The 16479-nt window shown below is 56.0% G+C and carries 10 protein-coding genes; 7 read left to right on the forward strand and 3 right to left on the reverse strand.

Going from position 1 to position 16479, the window contains the following annotated elements; genetic code table 11:
• Nucleotides 1–101: 101 nt before the first annotated feature.
• Together B5D61_RS13390 and B5D61_RS13395 are read left to right on the forward strand one after the other, a co-directional pair.
• Nucleotides 102–1277 carry an efflux RND transporter periplasmic adaptor subunit gene (locus B5D61_RS13390; RefSeq protein WP_078813877.1) on the forward strand — a complete coding sequence of 392 codons (1176 nt, stop codon included), beginning with the start codon at nucleotides 102–104 and terminating at the stop codon, nucleotides 1275–1277.
• A complete protein-coding gene (locus tag B5D61_RS13395; RefSeq protein ID WP_078813878.1) occupies nucleotides 1274–4393 on the forward strand; it encodes an efflux RND transporter permease subunit in 3120 nt (1039 codons plus the stop codon). The genes B5D61_RS13390 and B5D61_RS13395 overlap by 4 nt, the downstream gene beginning before the upstream one ends.
• A 110-nt stretch (nucleotides 4394–4503) precedes the next feature.
• Here the strand turns inward: B5D61_RS13395 and trxB are convergent, their stop codons facing one another.
• Nucleotides 4504–5439, reverse strand: coding sequence for a thioredoxin-disulfide reductase (gene trxB, locus B5D61_RS13400; RefSeq protein ID WP_078813879.1), 936 nt, complete (start codon nucleotides 5437–5439; stop codon nucleotides 4504–4506).
• Nucleotides 5440–5559: 120 nt separating this feature from the next.
• Complete coding sequence (locus tag B5D61_RS13405; protein WP_078813880.1) at nucleotides 5560–6465, reverse strand: SMP-30/gluconolactonase/LRE family protein; 906 nt, start codon at nucleotides 6463–6465, stop codon at nucleotides 5560–5562.
• A 105-nt stretch (nucleotides 6466–6570) separates the two neighbouring features.
• Between B5D61_RS13405 and B5D61_RS13410 the strand changes: the two genes are divergently transcribed.
• Both B5D61_RS13410 and B5D61_RS13415 read left to right on the forward strand, forming a co-directional pair.
• Nucleotides 6571–7524 (forward strand): substrate-binding domain-containing protein, encoded by a 954-nt coding sequence (locus B5D61_RS13410; RefSeq protein WP_217698976.1) that lies wholly within the window; start codon nucleotides 6571–6573, stop codon nucleotides 7522–7524.
• A gap of 20 nt (nucleotides 7525–7544) precedes the next feature.
• Nucleotides 7545–8843, forward strand: coding sequence for an ABC transporter permease (locus tag B5D61_RS13415; RefSeq protein ID WP_078813882.1), 1299 nt, complete (start codon nucleotides 7545–7547; stop codon nucleotides 8841–8843).
• A gap of 5 nt (nucleotides 8844–8848) precedes the next feature.
• Here B5D61_RS13415 and B5D61_RS13420 read toward each other — a convergent pair whose 3' ends face one another.
• Complete coding sequence (locus tag B5D61_RS13420) at nucleotides 8849–10432, reverse strand: ArnT family glycosyltransferase (RefSeq protein ID WP_078813883.1); 1584 nt, start codon at nucleotides 10430–10432, stop codon at nucleotides 8849–8851.
• Nucleotides 10433–10519: 87 nt separating this feature from the next.
• Here B5D61_RS13420 and B5D61_RS13425 point away from each other — a divergent pair, with 87 nt between their 5' ends.
• The 3 genes from B5D61_RS13425 (at nucleotide 10520) to B5D61_RS13435 (ending at nucleotide 16178) form a co-directional block, all read left to right on the forward strand.
• Nucleotides 10520–10960, forward strand: coding sequence for a universal stress protein (locus tag B5D61_RS13425; RefSeq protein WP_078813884.1), 441 nt, complete (start codon nucleotides 10520–10522; stop codon nucleotides 10958–10960).
• Between the two features lie 23 nt (nucleotides 10961–10983).
• Nucleotides 10984–11940 (forward strand): calcium/sodium antiporter, encoded by a 957-nt coding sequence (locus B5D61_RS13430; protein WP_078813885.1) that lies wholly within the window; start codon nucleotides 10984–10986, stop codon nucleotides 11938–11940.
• 221 nt (nucleotides 11941–12161) lie between these two features.
• Entirely contained in the window at nucleotides 12162–16178 is a 4017-nt protein-coding gene (locus tag B5D61_RS13435; RefSeq protein ID WP_176159415.1) for a S8 family serine peptidase, read from the forward strand.
• The last annotated feature ends 301 nt before the right edge of the window (nucleotides 16179–16479 follow it).

Consider the following 16479-nt stretch of genomic DNA (forward strand, 5'->3'; position numbering starts at 1 on the left):
CTCTCCCTCAATCGGCTCGTCTTTATCGACACGAGCACGAGAAGTGCCCCCTGCGAATTCGCCATGGCATCTCACTCGCGAGTCAGCGTTTTTTCCACCCCATGCGTTTCCCCCCATCGCAATTCATCCCTCTCTGCCTTTTGTTGAGCCTGACGTGCTGTTCAAAATCCAAAGAACAAACCTCGTCAGGGTCCAACAGGAAGGCCCAAGTCGTTCCCGTGGTTGTCGCCACGGCGGAACAAAGGGAGGCACCCGTCGAGTTGCGGGCGATCGGAAACGTCCGAGCCAAAGCCACCGTCGCCGTCAAACCACGTGTCACCGGGCAGATCGCCAAGGTCTATTTCGAAGAGGGTCAGGATGTGAAGGAGGGGGATGTGCTGGTGAAAATCGATCCCGCACCCTTCGAAGTGGTGCTGGCCCAGGCCAAAGCTCGACTCACCCAAGCGACCATCCAGGCCGAAATCGCTAAAAAACAGGCCCTTCGATACACTGGACTGGTCCAAAGCGGCGGGGTTTCCCGAGAAGAAGTGGACAACCTCAAAAGCGCCGCAGACGCAGCCCTGTCCAACACCGAAGCAGCGGCAGCGGCGGTCAGAGAAGCCGAACTCGAACTGAGCTACTGCACCGTGCTTTCCCCCATCACCGGACGGGCGGGACGCCGAGCCATCGATGCCGGAAACGTGGTGAAGGAGGATGAAACGGATCTCGTCGTGATCAATCAACTCCAGCCTGTGGAAGTGCTCTTCTCCGTGCCCGAACAGTATTTCGGTGACATTCAGAAATACATGAAGCAGGAGAAACTGAAGGTCAGCATCACTCCCAGTGGCAGTGCTAGCCGAAAAATCACCGGTGTGCTCACCTTCTTGGATAATGCCATCAAAGCTGCCACTGGCACCCTGGAGATGAAGGCCACCATGGACAATCAAGATCTCGCTTTGTGGCCTGGACAATACGGCGAGGTTTCATTGACACTGACCACCCAACCCAACGCTATTCTCATCCCCGCCCCGGCTGTGCAGACGGGCCAAGAAGGCCAATACGTCTTCGTCGTGAAAGAGGATGAGACGGTGGAACTGCGCAGCATTGAACTGGACCGCACCATCGGTGCCCTGGCCGTGATCCGCAAAGGCCTCCAAAAAGGTGAAGTGGTGGTGATCGATGGTCAACTTCGTCTAACACCAGGTGTGAAGGTCGAAACGAAGCCACCTGTGGGAATCAGCCAAAGCGCGGCTAAGACTGACAACCAACTTTCGCAAGCGACTGAGACCACACCATGACTCCAGAACGCTGCATTCACCGCCCGGTGATGACGACCCTGGTCATGATCGGCATCCTAGCTTTTGGGCTCCTGGCTTTTGAAAAACTGCCGGTCAATGACCTGCCCAATGTGGATTTCCCGACCATCTCAGTCACCGCCGGGATGCCAGGAGCTAGCCCAGAGACCATGGCGGCCTCCGTCGCCACCCCTCTCGAGAAACAGTTCTCGACCATCGCGGGCATTGACTCCATGAGCAGCACCAGTGCTCTGGGCTCCACCAACATCACCATCCAGTTCAGTCTGGACCGTGATATCGACGGAGCCTCTCTGGATGTTCAATCCGCCATTTCCTCAGCTCAGCGCTACCTGCCAGATGACATGCCGAGCCCGCCTTATTTTCGTAAGGTCAATCCGGCTGACTTTCCGGTCCTGATCCTTCAGCTCAGCTCCCCTACCCTGCCCATCTCCACGGTGGACGAGTATGCTCAGACCGCCCTCGGGCAACGCATCGGCATGGTGGAGGGAGTCGCCCAAGTACGCGTTTTTGGCTCCCAAAAATATGCCGTGCGCGTGCAGGTCGATCCGCTCAAGCTGAGCTCACGCGGCATCAGTCTGGATGAGGTGCGCAATGCCATCAATGCAGGCAATAGCAATCTGCCAGCCGGGGTCCTTCAGGGCACAGACCAGAACTTCACGGTGCAGACCAGTGGTAAGCTTCTCACCGCCGAGGCTTTTCGGCCCTTGATCGTGGCCTATCGCGAAGGTGCGCCTGTGAGGCTGGAACAGGTGGCCACCGTCATCGACAGTGTCGAAGACAATCAAATCGCTAACTGGGATGGTTTGGGCGCACGTTCCATCTTGCTCGCCGTGCAGCGCCAGCCGGGAGCTAACACGGTGGCGGTGGTGAATGCGATCAAAGAACTGCTTCCAACCGTGAATGCCCAGATGCCCGCGGCGATGGAGCTGAGCATCTTGATCGACCGCTCTCAGGCCATTCGCGAATCCGTGCATGATGTGCAGCTCACCCTGGTGCTAACCATCGTTCTCGTGGTCATCGTGATTTTCATGTTTCTGAGAAATTTGCGAGCCACGATCATCCCCAGCATTGCCATTCCGTTATCGATCGTAGGCACCTTTGCGGTCATGTATCTGCTGGGATTCAGCATGAATAACATCTCCCTGATGGCGCTGACTCTAAGCGTCGGATTCATCGTCGATGATGCCATCGTCGTCTTGGAAAACATCGTGCGCCACATTGAGCTGGGAGAATCGGTGTGGGATGCGGCTTTAAAAGGTGCCAAGGAGATCACCTTCACCGTCATTTCCATGACACTGTCTTTGGCGGCCGTCTTCTTACCGGTGCTCTTCATGGGCGGCATTCTCGGCCGCTTGTTGAATGAGTTTGCCGTGACGATTGGCGTCGCGATTCTGGTATCCGGTTTTGTCTCGCTGACGCTGACGCCCATGCTGTGCAGTCGATTTCTAAAGCCGCATCAGCCTCAGGAGCGCCACGGCTGGTTTTATCGGGTCACAGAATCTGTCTTCGAAGGGTTGCTGCGGCTCTATGAGAAGACACTTCGTTTCACCATGAGGCACCGGATCAGCATGATGGTGGTGACCTTGGCCACAGTCGTTGGCACCGCTTGGTTGTTCCTGCATTTGCCCAAAGGATTCATTCCCACGGAAGACACCGGTCAGCTCCAAGTGATGACGGAGGGAGCTCAAGATGCTTCCTTTGAAACGATGGTTCGCCATCAGCAGGAAGTCGCTAAGATCATTGCTAAGAACCCTTACATCGCAGCCTTCAGTTCAAGTGTCGGGTCCAGCGGCTCAAGCTCCACCGGCAACAGCGGGCGCATGTTTGTCAGCCTCAAACCTCGCAGTGAACGCCCTGCGGCCCAAGACATCGTGAATGAACTGCGCACGCAGATGGCCGCCATCCCTGGCATCCGTGCCTTTCCTCAAGTCCCCTCCAGCATTCGCATCGGTGGACGCAGCAGTAAGAGCCCCTATCAATTTACCCTCGCCGGAGTCGATCTGAAGCAACTGTTCGAAGTCGCCCCCAAGATTGAAGCGACGATCGCCGCCCTGCCAGAATTGGCGGATGTGACCAGCGACCTGCTCGTTACCAGCCCGCAGGTTTTCGTGGAGGTGAACCGTAACAAGGCCTCCTCACTGGGCATCACCGCCACTCAGGTGGAAAACGCGCTCTACAATGCCTACGGCTCTCGTCAGGTGTCCGCCATCTACACGCCGACTAACCAATATTATGTCATCCTCGAGGTCGATCCCAAATACCGGTCTGACATCGATTCCCTGGGGATGCTTTATCTGCGCAGTGGCACGACGAGCGAGCTCGTGCCTCTCGCCAGTGTCGCCGACATCACTCGCACCGTGGGGCCGCTGACCGTCACTCACTCAGGTCAACTTCCGAGCGTCACCATTAGTTTCGCCACCCGTCCTGGTGTCTCCATTGGCCAAGCCGTGGATGCGATCAATGCCGCGGTCACCAAGGAACTCCCGGCGGGAATCAGCACCGCTTTTCAAGGTGAAGCTGAGGCTTTCCAATCCTCACTCAAAGGGTTGGGGCTTCTTTTGGCCATGGCCGTTGTGGTCATCTATCTGGTGCTGGGCATCCTCTATGAAAGCTTCATTCATCCGCTGACCATTCTTTCCGGACTTCCCTCGGCCGGGGTGGGTGCGCTGCTAACCTTGTGGCTGTTCGGATACGAATTGAATCTCTATGGCTTCGTCGGCGTGCTAATGCTGATCGGTATCGTGAAAAAGAATGCCATCATGATGATCGATTTTGCTCTCGAAGCAGAGCGCAAGGACGACAAGACGCCCAGTGATGCCATCTTTGAGGCCTGCTTGGTCCGTTTCCGCCCCATCATGATGACCACCTTTGCCGCGATTATGGGAGCCCTCCCAATCGCCCTGGGCCTGGGGGCTGGAGCCGAGGCACGCCGCCCCTTGGGTCTCGCTGTGGTCGGCGGGCTGCTATTGTCCCAACTCCTGACCCTTTACATCACACCAGTTTTCTACCTCTACATGGAGAAAGTCAGCCTCTGGTTAGCGAAACCTAAAAAGGACGTTCCTGCGGAATCTCCACCCGGAACGGTATCCATTGCTTAAAAGCGCTTCCACAGTTTGATCACGCGAGCCTAACCGCAACAAGAAACCCATTCCCTGAATGAATCACGGCATGGGTCAATCTTATCTGCACTCATTTCGAAGCCTGCGCCTCAGTGCACGCCGATGTTGGCCAGATAGCGCTCGGCTTCCAATGCAGCCGCACAGCCCTGCCCTGCCGCAGTGATGGCTTGGCGATAAACGTGATCCGAGACATCACCCGCAGCGAACAGACCTTCAGTCTTGGTCTCTGTGGTTCGTCCTTTCTGGAGGATGTAGCCGTTTTCATCGGTATCCACGAGATCACCCAGGAAGGCCGCGTTTGGAACATGGCCGATGGCGACGAAAACACATTTCACTTCCAGCTCACTCTTCTCTCCAGTCACTAGATTTTCGAGAGTCACGGCCCGCATCTCGCCTTTATCATCCGTGAGGTATTCCGCCACCGTGCTATTCCAGACGGGCTCAATCTTCGGATTGGCCAAAGCGCGATCCGCCATGATCTTAGACGCACGCAGGGAATCACGACGATGGATCAGATAGACCTTGCTCGCAAATTTGGTCAGGAAGCTGGCCTCCTCCGTAGCACTGTCACCACCACCAATGACGCACACGGGAACGTTGCGGTAGAAAGCGCCATCGCAGGTAGCACAGCTGGTCAAACCATGGCCGATCAGCCCTTTTTCATTGGGCAAGCCGAGGTGCTTGGGGGAAGCCCCCGTCGCGATGATCACAGCCTTGGCTTGGCGGACGGTGCCGTCTTCACTGGTGATGTTGAAATGGCCTTCAGGGGTTTTGGCGACGCTCGTCACCAGCGTGTATTCGATACGAGCACCGAACTTCTCCGCTTGGGACTGCATGTTCATCATCAACTCGGGCCCCATGATGCCGTTGGGGAAGCCCGGGAAATTTTCAACTTCCGTCGTCGTCGTGAGCTGCCCACCTGGCTGATTCCCCGAGAGAATGAGGGGATTGAGATTCGCTCGTCCTGTGTAAATAGCCGCGGTGTATCCCGCGCAGCCGGTGCCGATGATGATGACGTTTTCCATGAATAAAAGGGTGGGGAAAGAGTGAACGAATGTGGTGAGCCTCTGGCCGGGTGCAAGACTGCTTTTCAGCAGGTTCCGTATAAGAGCACAAGAAAACTCTGTCTATTCCCCGAAGCCCTGTCACGGACGCTGCCATTCCTGCATTCGCAGCCATTCCAGCCCCGGCTCATCCACGCGGAAGGAGATTAAACGACCATGCTCCATCTCAGTGACGTAGATCGTGCGGCCATCGGGTCCGCCAAAGCAGAGATTCGAGGGTTTGCTCCCAGGCAGCTCAATTTCCTTGAGGATCTTCCCTTGGGGGGAGAGTTTGACCACCGTCCCTTTGCCGTGTCGGGTGATGTAAAGATCGCCCTTCGCATCTACCCGCATTCCATCGAATCCGAAATCCGGGAACTCTTTGATGAGCCGCTTATTTTTTAAGCTGCCATCGGCAGATACGGAAAACGCCCAGACACGGCGCTGCACACTTTCATTCACATAGAGGACTTGGCCATCCGGGCTGAGATCGATGCCATTGGTTGTCCCCATGTCCTTCGCGACCCGCGAGGACTTCCCGGCCCGATCAAACCGCCAAATTTGCCCCGTTCCATTTTTCCAATCTGGGTCACTCGCGTAGAAACTGCCATCAGGAGCAATGGCAAGGTCATTGGGCTGATTCATCTTCGGCTCATGGGCGAAGACTGTGAGATCGCCTGTAGTGGGATGCACCTTCAGGATCTGATGCCCCGTGTAGTCGGCCACATACAGATACCCATCGGGCGCGAAACGAATGCCATTGGCGGTGCTGCCCTCAGGCAGCGTGATAAACAGCTCACTTTCGCCTTTCGGGGTGGTTTTCCCCAGCGTGTGCTCACCACCGAATTTCACACAATAGATATTCCCCTGAGCATCACAGGCCGGACCTTCGATACCATCAGTGAATAACCCGGCGCGGGTGAACGGTTGAGCTTGAAACAATACCTCAGCAGACTGCACAGCTGCCAAGCACGACAAAACGGCAATTCCAAGAGCAAGACGTAACATCACACCATTACCTACGCCGATGATTACACAGCTTTCTCGTATTCTAGCCTTGTCCTTTCGATACTAAACTCGCAAAATCGCTCTAACCAACCCCCAGAGATGCTGATGAAAGTGCTTTCATGTCTGCTCGGTCTCATTCTCAGCCTTTGTCTGGCGAGCTGTGGCAAAACCTCCTCACCAACTGCCCCACGCGGCACCATAGCGGCTTCGCTACTGACATTGGACAATCCGTTTTTCAAAGTCATCGGCGATCACCTCACCTCGGAGGGCCAAAAGCAGGGGTATGATGTCGTCGTTGTCAGCGGAGACAAGGATGTGGCTAAGCAGAGCAATCAGGTGAAAGACTTCATTGTTAAAAAGGTCAGCGCCATCGTGCTCAGCCCCTGCGATAGCAAATCCATTGTGCCCGTCATTCAAGAGGCCAATGCCGCAGGCATCCCTGTCTTCACCGTGGATGTCCCCTGCAACGAACCGGGAGTTAAGCTGGTAACGCAAATCGCCACGGACAATTATGGTGGCGGGAAAGAAGCCGGAGCAGCCATGATCGAAGCACTCGGCCCGCAAGGTGGCAAAGTCGCCATTCTCCATCTGAAGCAAGTGGAGTCCTGCATCTTACGAGTGCAGGGATTTCGAGAAGTCATCGATGCCCACAATGCCAGTGGCAAACCCGCTATCGAAATCGTGGCGGAACTGGAGAGCGGCGGAGCCAAGGACCTCGGTTACAAAGCTGCCGAGGACACCCTGCAAGCCCATCCAGATCTACGCGGCATCTTTGCCATCAACGACCCTGCAGCACTCGGCGCTCGTGCGGCCCTGGAAAAGGCGGGTAAAGAGAATCAAGTCACGATCATCGGCTTTGATGGTCAGCCTGAAGGAAAACAGGCGATCAAGGATGGAAAGATCTACGCCGACCCGATTCAGTTCCCCGATAAGATGGGCGTGCAGCTTGTTCATTCCATCATGACGTGGTCTCGTGGTCTTCCTCAGCCAGAACAAATCTTGATCCCAACTCAACTTTATCGACAGGCTGATGCCCTGAAGGATCCTGAGTTGGAGTAACCTAATCCGCCTCTTTTGACATGAAGACTCACGCTTTACGTCTGCTGTCTGAGCACGGCATGATTTTGATCCTCCTTTTGTTAGGCGCATTTTTCAGTGCCGTGACCTTGACGGAACAATCCATAACAGGAGATACCGCTGTGGAGCAGATCACTGCCTCGATTCGGAAAGAACATCGTGTCCTCATCGCCACACGTCCTGCGACTGAAGAGTCGGCTCTGGCGGATGCCATCGCGGCCAAGACTAAGGCGATAGGAGCCCAAGTCATTGCGGTGATCAAGGGTTCACCTGCGGATGTGCGCTCGGTGCTGAGCCAGCAAAAACAACCGCTGGATATCATTGTCGCAGGTCCTGAGAGCGCCCGTTGGCTGATCTTATCCGAAGCCTCCGCCGAGTTCCCATCCATCGGTTCACCCCTCTTGCTCAAACCCGAGAGCTACCGCTGGCCTAACTTTTTAAAGACTGACAACCTACTGAACATTGCCAATCAAATCGCCGTGATTGCCATCATCGCCATCGGCATGACGATGGTGATCATCACGGCAGGTATCGATCTATCGGTAGGCAGCCTCCTGGCCTTAGCAGCCGTAGGGGCATCCTGGTTCATCCGTGAATACGCAGGGGCTCAGGAGGCCAGTGCTGGCGGCATGCTAGTCGCTTGTTTTCTGGCCATTCTCTTGTGTGGCGCAGCTGGGGGGTTTTCGGGACTGATGATCACCCGCTTTAACATCCCGCCTTTCATCGTTACCCTGGCGATGATGTTAGTGACCAGTGGATTCGCTTACACCCTTTCGGAAGGTCAATCCATCTACCAAGTCCCTGACTCGTTTGTCTGGCTCGGACGTGGCGCCGATTTGTTTCGTCTGCCCAACGCCGTCTTACTCATGGGAGTGCTCTATGGTCTCGCTCATGTCATCATGACACAAACGCGCATCGGGCGTTATCTGTATGCGGTGGGAGGCAACCGCGAAGCCGCCCATATCTCAGGCGTCCCCGTCAATCGCGTCCTGCTCTTTGCTTACGTTATCAGTGGCTTGCTGGCGGGTCTGGGAGGTGTGGTCATGGCATCACAACTCAAGAGTGGCTCTCCCACTTACGGAGGGATGTATGAGCTCTACGTCATCGCGGCCGTAGTGGTAGGTGGAACCAGTCTTAGCGGTGGTAAAGGCACCATGCTCGGCACCCTAACGGGAGCCTTCATCATCGCGGTCATCCAGAATGGCATGAACCTCACCAATGTTGAAAGCTACACTCAAAAGGTCGTCTTGGGCGGCGTCATCCTGGGTGCGGTTTTAGTGGATCAGTGGCGGCGGCATTAACCGCATCAACGCTGCAACCGAAAGACCTTGAGAGTGTTGGCTTCGTTCTGATAAGGCCTCGTTGCCGGGCCTTCATGAACCAATTTCCAACGATCACTTTTTTGCAGAGCTTCGAGCAAAACCTCTTCATGCGGCCAATGCGCATGATCCTTCGGCAACTGATCCACAAAAACACAGGTGATCCGACTTTGATCCAAATATCCCAAGACCTCGTCAGGGGTAGTAAAAGCGGCTTTGTAACCTCGGCCTAACCAATCGGTCGCCGCCAACTCCTTACTGGCACGATGAACCCGCACGGGGCTTGGCACGCGATGTGGCAGCACAAAGGCTGTTGTGGCAATCACCGCACCTTCACCCCGCGGATCTCCAGAAACCAACCATTGCTCCGGACTGTCACCACCCCGCTCATGCAGGGCTTCTTCAACCGCTTGCCGATACCCTGCGACATTCTTATCGGGTATAGCGAACCACGGATAATGCAACCACACGATAACGACCAATGCGAAGGAGGCACCCACACGCCAAGAAGCACGGGGGAGCCATTGGTCCAATGGCCATACAGCCATCAAAGCCACGACAGGTAACAGCGGCATGAAGTAGCGTGTGCTGTAACCTGCGGGCACCAGCAACATGATCGAGACCGTCCCAAGCACCAATCCCAATAAGGCGGTGCATCGAGCCGCTTGAGTGGAACGACGACTCAACCACAGCGCCCCGCCCAAGATCGCCAAAACCACAATCGGGTAAGACATAGAAGCTCCCAGACTGGTGGCATAAAAAGAGAGCCCATCCAAAATGTATTTCACCAGCGGTGTATCCACCATCCCCTCTTTGGTGATCTTGGAGGAATAAAGCATCCATGGCCCCGCAATGACGGCCACGGGAAGGCCTGCCAGCCAAAACGAGGGTTTTTTAAGCCAATCCCATCTCCACAAGCCCACCAAACTCACCGCAGGGACCAAAGCCAAAGCCATGCCCGAACCTTTGGTTAAGATGGCCGCTGCCGAAGTCAACCCGAACAGCAGTGCCATACTAACGCGCGGCTTCTCACTGTATCGGCTCCAGAACTCAACAGCGAGCAAACACAGACAGGCCAGCAACAAGTCCGCCATCACCAGTTGGCTGAGTTTCAGCGTGATGGGCAAACTGATGGTGATCAACGCCGCACACACCGAAGCCATGGGACTCATCCCCAATCGGCTGGCCATCCGCACAACCTGCATTGCTAGCACACCGCAAAGTAATGCCTGCAGCCCAAAGAAAACCTCTGGATGCGGCCAGGGCAAAAGAAAGAGTGCCGTAAGCGCATAATAGCTTGGCGGATAATGCCCCAGAGCCACCTTCGGAAAGGTGTCATAGTAACGCTGAGCAAAAACCAAAGGAGACCCGCCCAAACCTTCAGCCACGTAGTCTCTCACCATCAAGCTGGTCACCGCATGGGCAGGTTCATCTGGATCCGCTCCAATGTCAGAAGTCCAGACACCCGTGTGGGTCTGAAAACCGAGCACGGCGGCCGTGACTACAATCAAGACCATGATTTGCAACAGCAAGCCACCACGGTTCGCTAGCGTAGAGGAGGAATCAGACATGAATGAATGATGAAAAAGACAATTGGAGTCGCATACATCCCATGATCATGATTGCCGGAAAGTGAAAAATCAGGCTTATTCAAATTGATGAAACCCACTTCGACTCTCACTCTGTGGAAAAAGGTTCTCGTGCCGACGGATTTTTCCGATTGGTCTCAAGCAGCCGTTCACAAGGCAGCTCAATTGCATCGAGATGCGCAAACGGAGGTTATCTTACTCCATGTAACAGAACCTTCATACGAAGGTCTCCGGATTCACACTCAGGACCTGCATGAAAAGATCCGAGAGGAAGCGGAGACCGCGCTCAAGGATCTGGCGGCCCAGACATTCTCAGGAACTGAAGGCTTAACACTGAGGATCATCGAAGGACGACCAGCCGATGCCATCTGCAAAGCCGCACAGGAAGAAAAGGCTGAGGCCATTTTCATCTCTGCCCATGGCCACTCCGCGCTTAAGCACATGCTGTTGGGAAGCGTCACCGAAAAAGTCGTGCGCCAGGCGGCCTGTGATGTTCTGGTGATCCGTTAATTCGAAGACCTTTTGATTCGTTCATGACTTATTCCCTGATCCTGCTGGCAGCAGGGGTTATTCTCGCTTGGTTTGGCGGAGAGATCTTCGTAAAGGGTGGGGTGGGTCTCGCACTGTGGGCGCGCTGGCCCACGGCTGTGATCGGCGTCACGGTGGCCGCCTTCGGAACGTCCTCCCCTGAACTGTTAGTCGCCATCCACTCCGCCATCGATGGGGTGCCTCAAATTTCGCTGGGAGATGTCCTCGGCAGTAATGTGGTCAATGTGGCTCTGGTCTTGGCCATCGTCCTGGCACTCTCAGGGATGAAGGCAGGCGACAGTGGCATTCGGCGGGACTGGTGGTGTGCCCTGGCGGTCCCAGGACTCATTTATGCGGTCCTGTGGGATGGCTGGTTTTCCCGAATTGATGCGCTCGTCCTGCTGGCCTGCTTCTTGGTCTGGCTGACGGTGGTGATCCTCCATGCCAGAGCCCATGCTCGTGCCTATGCCTCCGCCGAGGAACTGATGGAAGGCGTGGAGAAAAAAGCCCCGCTGTCCCGCTCCATCTTTCTCTCCATCCTCGGCCTAGCCATCCTGATCGGGGCAGCGCAACTAGTCGTGACAGGTGGTAAGGGCGTTGCCACCGCTCTAGGATGGAGCCCATTCATTGTTGGGGCGGTCGTCGTCGCCATAGCCACCAGCACACCAGAGCTGGCTACCACCTTGGTTTCTCGGATGCGCGGCCACGATGATGTGGGTTTGGGAAACATCCTCGGCAGCAACATCTTCAACGCCATGTTCATCGCCGCCGTGGCAGCCCTCATTCATCCTTACCCCGTGCAGCTCGGTGAATTGCGCCCCAGTTTGCTGGCCGGTGTGGCGACTGTTCTGCTCATTTTACCCGGTCGTGGCGGCCATCTCGGCCAGTGGAGGGGATTCGTGCTTTTGCTGATTTATGGCATTTATATCACTATGACTCTGGCTCAAAACCAGCTGGCCTAACCCGCAGACCGTTCGTTTTCGCCGAAAGATAACAATTGGGATAAATCATAATTTCCATAAAATAAACTTGGCTTAAGGGGCGTAAGAGCCGATGTTTCCAGCATTATCCCGCCATGGCTCGTCTGACTGCTTCTCCTAGACGCCTCCTTCTGCCTCTTTCCTTGTTGCTTTTGGCAGCAGGGTTGTGGCTGGGGTCCATTATGCTTTCTCAGAGAGAATCGATGGCTTCTGCCAGCGCTGCCAATCCATCCCAGGTCATTGAAGCCCACAAAAAGCATGGCCATGCCCCGCAGAGTCCTTCGATATCTGAGCCCAAATCTCCCACGCCCTCGGAAGTTGAGTTGATAGCGCAGCTCGAATCCGCTGGGCGAGATCTGCGTGCGGGACGCCCCTTTGCCCTGAGAGACCGCGGACAAATCCGCCGCTATCGGTTAGCTCTGAATCAAGTCTATGAGCCACAAAAGCCTGTGCATGACCGGCTCCGGCAGATCCCCTCTTACGCCAACGCCCAAGAACTTCTTCAATGGGCGCACCAAGTAGCCACGACCTCGGAACAGTGGCCGGGATTGGTTATTTACCCAGAAGATGGTCCAGCGACACCTGCCCGTATGCGTGTGCTCACCGGCCAAATCTTGCTTAAGAGCAGCGATCTCAATCACGCAGAAGCAGTCGCCGCGACCTATGGCCTGAAAATCACCAATCGCCCTGCGTATGCGCCCCAGCATCTCGTCCTGGCTGCGGCCAGTCCATTGGCTGCCGTGGACGCCATCGCCTCACTCGGCCAAGATACCCACCTACTGACGGTGCAGCCCCTGCTCATGCGGCAACCGGCGCCCAGCACGGTGCCAGATGACCCTTACTACCAAGATGAATGGCATCTGAAAAACACCGGCCAGACCAAAGGCACCATCGGACTGGATATCGGTGTCGAAAGCGTTTGGGATCAATACCAAGGCACAGGCGTCCGCATCGCCATCGTGGATGATGGACTTCAACTCACGCACCCCGATCTCAGCCCGAATGTGGATATCGGGAATCACTTCGATTGGAATGACAATGACACCGATCCCTCGCCCGACACCGCACATGATGTGCACGGCACTGCGGTCGGCGGTTTAGCCGGTGCACGAGGCAACAACAATCTGGGCGTGAGTGGCGTGGCGCCCCAGTCCACCTTAGTCGGCTTTCGGCTCATCGCCGGCCTCGTCACGGATGAAACCGAAGCCGAGTCTGCCACCCGCGGAGCAGACTTGATCCAAATCAAAAACAACAGTTGGGGAAATCCTGAAATCCCCTTCGAACTGGGCTACACGGGGGAGCTGATGACTGAGGCCATGAAAACGGCCACCACCGCAGGCCGGGGCGGGCTGGGCACGGTCTTCGTCTGGGCCGCAGGCAATGGACGACCGCAAGGAGGCCAGAGCAATAAAGATGGTTACAGCAATTCCATCTATGCGGTCACTGTCGGTGCAGTCAGCCACAAGGGCGCTTTGGTTTCTTACAGTGAAACCGGTAGTAACATCAACGTGGTTGCCCCTTCCCTGGAAGGCAAAGTGGGCATTGCCACGACGGATCTTGTCGGTATCGCAGGATATAACTCAGGCAGTACCAGTGACTTTTCAGAGGTCGATTACACCAATCAATTTGGTGGAACATCAGCCTCTGCTCCGATTGTCTCAGGAGTCGTGGCCCTCATGCTGGAAGCCAATCCCGATCTCAATTGGCGTGATGTCAAAGAGATCCTCCTGCGTTCCTCCACCAAGCTTTCCCCCAAAGACAAAGATTGGGTGGAGCATCCTAACCGCGACACTTGGGAAGCCCCTTTTCCCGCCATCAAGCATCACCACTCGTTCGGAGGTGGCTTGGTCAATGCCGCCGCTGCGGTATCCCTTGCCGAGCAATGGCCCAGCTTGGGCGAAATGGTTTCTATTCAGCAGACGGAAGCGGCCGTCTCAGGCAGCAGCGCTCCTGCAGACCGCTCCGCAAGTCGTGCGATCCAGCCGATGGCAGGCACCCCGATTTATCTGCCGGAGGAAACCAAACCCAGCACGAAAACCAAAGTGTCTCGCCTCAATGTGGACTTCTCGGAAAACACTGCCCTCCGAGTCGAAAACGTCACGGTGACGGTGGATGCCACCCACAGCCGTAAAGGCGATCTCACGCTGAAGCTAATTTCTCCCAGCGGCACCGTCAGTGTGCTCGCCTCCGCGACGAGTCGTGATACCGGAGCCAACTACAGCAACTGGACTTTCAGCAGCATTCGACATTGGGGGGAATCTTCCCGTGGTGTTTGGGCCGTGGTGACCACGGAAAAGGATGATGATGTCAATGGTACGCTGAATGCCGTGACCATCCGACTCCACGGCACGGCTTATCCAGACGTTCAGCTTGCCAGTGCCCCCTCAGATGTTCTGGTGGCCGAAGATGCCGCCGCTAGCTTTAACACTGTGATCAGCACCCACGGCCGCACCGAGCATCAGTGGCTGAAGAATGGGAAGATCATTCCGGGGGCCACGACAGGGGCCCTCACCTTCAACACCGTCAAACTGACCGATGGAGGGACCTACACCTACACTGCGAAAAATCTGACGGGCACGATCGAAGCCTCAGCGGCCCTCGGTGTCGTTCGACGCGCAGTCCCATCCCAGCATATTTTGTTAGGTCACACCGCAACCTTTACAGTGATGACCAGTGGCCCGGATCTCCGATACCAATGGTTTATCGGCAGCAGCCCCTTGCGCGACGATGATCGCATCAGTGGCAGTCGCACGGCCAAGCTAACCATCCGTAAAGTCGAATCCTCCGATGCCCAAGACTATTACTGCCGGGTCAGCCTGAAGGACCTGTCGCCGATCAACAGTGCCTTTGCCACACTCAGCATCATGGTGCCCCCCACCTTGGATTCTCTGGAGTCCCCGGGTGACGGCATCGTCAGCGGCTTGATCGAGTATGCGATTGAAGCAGAAAATGGAGCCACCGCTTACCGAGCCAGCGGCTTGCCGCCTGGACTCAAGCTCAACACTAAAACAGGCATCATCACCGGACGCCCCACCAAGCCTGGCAGTTACACCGTCACCTTCATCGCCAGCAACGCTGCAGGCTCCAGCTCCGCTTACACCTTTACGTGGGTGGTCGAAGATCTGCCACCAGGAACGGTTGGCACCTACCGTGGTCTGGTGGACAGGAACGGGATCTACAATGGAGGTTACGGCGGCTCCTTTACGCTGACGATTGGCAAGACCGGCAGCTTCAGCGGCACGGTGACCCGAGGTAAAACGCGGAGTTCATTCAAAGGCATGCTGGATACCTATGCGGGAGAGATCTTCTCGACAGGCACCATCAGCTTACGTGATCCAGCCTTCGACGCGCCCCTCAACCTCACCTTTGGGTTATCTGATGATCAACTCGATGGCAGCCTCGGTCTCGAAGAGGATGAACACTTCGCGTCTATCTCCGCTGCCAAACAATGGACAGGATTACCGGAGAATTTTGAGGATGCGCCCGGGTTATTCAATGTCCCACTGCTTACCTCCCAAATCAGCGACGACTACCCTCTCGGCAGCGGTTTCATTTCGACGACGCTGACCACGAAAGGCCGAGTCAGCTACAGCGGTCGTCTCGCCGATGGCACCAGCATCACAGGCAGTGCCATACCTTGCGGAGAGGGATTCCTGCCCATCCACCACATGCTTTATAAAAACCTGGGATCGCTTCAGGGCACACTCACCTTTGACTCCACACTCCCGAGCGTGGATGCCGACATGGACTGGTTCAAGTCCCCTCAACTCGGTTCCCGCAGTTACAGTTCTGGATTCCTGGTTCACGATCTCACAGGCACGGGCAGTCGCTACACCCCACCGATCTCCCCTGCCCTCGTTTTGAGTCTGCCTCTCGTCTCGTTCAATGCGGCACTCACCTTTAGCGACGGCGGACTGTTCACCGGTTTCACGCAGTATTTCAGCCTGCGCAGCAAAAATGTGGCGGACTTCAGCGGCATCAGCAATCCGCATCAGCTTGCCCTCAAAGTGAATGCGAAGACAGGCATGATCACTGGCAGTGGCAAAGCGATGGATATCGATCCCGAAAACCCCGGCCTCCTGCGCCAACGCCCTGGCACAGCGGTTGGGTTAATCATTCCCAATCTGAACCGAGCCGAGGGTTACTTCCTCCTGCCGGAGAACCCGGCGAAAAATGCGCCGATCCTTTCCGGTCGCATGATATTTCAAGAGGCGGATTGAGTCATTCCAGGGCGTCATGCCATCGCGGCCTCATCATGAGGACAGGATGCCCTCACGCCTTGGGTAGGGGCGTTGTCCCGACGCACCGCCGAGGGCGAGAGTGAAAAGTGGTCTTCAACTCTCGTCAAGTGGTCTTCAACTCTCGTCAAGTGGTCTTCAACTCTCGTCCCTTCCCTCCGGCTCACGCAGTCGCCCGACCGGAGCGCGTGTATGCTGAGCGTAGCGAGGCTACTCGCCATTTGTACTCTTGCGATTATCGAACGGCCAAGGCCTCTGCGAGCGTCGAGACCGCACCACCTTT

The sequence above is a fragment of the Prosthecobacter debontii genome (assembly GCF_900167535.1).
In the GTDB taxonomy this organism is placed as follows: Bacteria; Verrucomicrobiota; Verrucomicrobiia; order Verrucomicrobiales; family Verrucomicrobiaceae; genus Prosthecobacter; species Prosthecobacter debontii.